Origin of the sequence: Ramlibacter sp. (assembly GCF_035706265.1) — a bacterium.
Classification (GTDB): domain Bacteria; phylum Pseudomonadota; class Gammaproteobacteria; order Burkholderiales; family Burkholderiaceae_C; genus Ramlibacter.
On record NZ_DASSVG010000054.1, the window covers coordinates 1 to 2,064 of the forward strand.

The following is a 2,064-nucleotide window of genomic DNA, read 5'->3' on the forward strand; positions in this document are numbered from 1 at the left end:
CGGGCCAGGTACTGCATGTTGGCCTTCTCGTTCCAGACCTGGTTGATGGCATCGAACGCGCCATTTTTGCGCTGCTCCGCCACGGTGATCTGGGTGAGCTTCAGGAAGTCCGCTTCCGGCATCACGTTCGTATAGAAGGCCCCGGTGGACATCGCCATGTCCACCACGCCCGTCTTCACCGCGTTGCCGACCTCGAAGGTGGGGATGGCGCGCGGCCCGCCGATGAAGTTGATCTGCAGCAGGCCCTTGCCTTCGGCGTTGAACTTCTGGATCCACGGCTGCAGGCGCTGCACGTAGATGCCGTTCTCGGCGAAGGCGCTCACGAGGCGCAGAGTCACTTCCTGCGCGGCCGCCCCGCCGGCGATGCCGGCCGCGAGCGCCGCCGCCCCGGCGCGGACGAACGTGCGTCTTTCCATGGTCTGGTCTCCTAAGGTGCAGGGACCTTAGCGGCAGGGGCCGCGCGGGTCAATTCAGAGAGACGCGAGCTCGCGTTCCAGCGCCGCGCCGCTGTCGTCGGCGAGCGCGGCCTGCGCCAGGTTGCGCAGCCGCGGGCCGCCGTCGGCGGTGTTCTCCAGCCGCGGCAGCGTCGCCATCAGGCGCTCGAAGCTGGACCAGCCGCGCGCGTGCGTGTCGCCGTAACCCTTCACCAGCCGCTGGGCGCGTGCCACTTCCAGCGCCAGCGCGGGCTGCGCGGCGGCCAGGCGCTGGACGTGAGCCAGCCACGTCTCGATGTGCTGCTGCTCCTCGCGAAACCGCAGCGAGCGCGGGCGCAGCGGGCGCAGGGCGGCGATGGCGTACAGCAGCAGGTAGCCGCGCAGCGTGCTGGTGCGCACGACCTTGCCCTTGCGCGTCGCGGGTTCCAGCACGCGCCGGGCAAGCGCGGAGGACAGCAGCCAACGCCCGAGCGACTCCGGCAGGATGTCCGCGATCTCCTGCGGCCGCGGGTGCATGAATTCGCCGATTTCGAGCAGCTGCGCGTCGGCGAGGCGCACCTCGGAGGCGACGCGCTCGAAGCGGCTGCGGCGCGTCTTGAGGTCGGCCACGCGGATCGCGTCCTCGTAACTCATCCAGAGGGCGAGATGGCGGGCGGTTTCGTGCAGCAGCTCGGAGGGCGCGTTGCGCAGGGGCGCGAGGCGGTCCAGCAGTTGCGCGGCGTAGGGCGGGTCCTGGTAGTCCGCGAGCCGCAGCACGCCGGCGCGCAGCACCTCGTGGACTGCCGTGGGGAACTCGGTGACGATGCGTTGCTCCAGCGTAGCCAGCCGAGGGCCGAGCCGGGTGGGTGGTGGAGTGTCATTCCCGCGCAGGCGGGAATCCAGCGCGGCCTCGAACCCGGCCCCGAAAGCCCGCAGGCTCGCCTCCACGCCCACCCCGCCGCGCCGGATCGTCTCCTCGAACGCTTGCTTCCCGAAGGGCAGCGCCCCCGAGGCGGCCAGCGCCCCGCACAGCGCCGCCGCGATCGGCGCGCCTGCGCGCTCCGCCACCTGCGCGAAATCCGCCGCCACCAGCCGGTGCGCAGCCGCCTGCGCGCCCTGCAGCAGCTTGTCCGCATCCACCCGCGCGTCTCCGAGCGCGGTGCGCTCGGCCATCGAGTACACGCGATGCGTCGACGTCACCAGGGTCGTGCGCGCCGGCGTCACCAGCCCGCGCTGCAGCGCCCGGCCGGCCTCCATGAGCTCGGATGCGATCACCACGTCGACCTCGCCCGGCACCGGCGCCAGGGCCAGCACCGGCTGCGCCCCGCCGGGCACGGCGCTGCGCGGGAACATCTCGATGTAGTAGAGCGTTGCGCCGGTGCGCTGCGCCACGCCGGGCACCGAAGTGGCCTGGGCGACGAAGCCCTCGTGCTCCGCCAGGTCCACCAGCCAATCGGCCAGCACCCCGCCGCCTTCGCCGCCCATGGCGAGCAGGGCGATGGAGATGGCGCGCGGTTCGTTCATGCCGCCAGCCCTTCCAGCCGGCGCTCGATGCGCCGTTGCAGCCAGCCGATCACCGCGCCGCGCACGCGCTGGCGCCAACGTTCCCAGCGCGTCGGGTTGTTCACGATCGAGGCGCGATAGAACGAGG

At 72.0% G+C, this 2,064-nt stretch carries 1 protein-coding gene and 1 pseudogene; both read right to left on the reverse strand.

All coding sequences use genetic code 11. From position 1 onward, the window contains the following. Window positions 1-416: pseudogene (locus VFM98_RS01895) on the reverse strand (C4-dicarboxylate ABC transporter substrate-binding protein); the annotation flags it as partial. A 54-nt stretch (window positions 417-470) separates the two neighbouring features. Beyond that, the gene (locus VFM98_RS01900; protein WP_325108196.1) at window positions 471-1,937 is read right to left on the reverse strand and encodes an indolepyruvate oxidoreductase subunit beta family protein; all 1,467 of its coding nucleotides are present in this window, start codon (window positions 1,935-1,937) and stop codon (window positions 471-473) included. Between the last annotated feature and the right edge of the window lie 127 nt (window positions 1,938-2,064).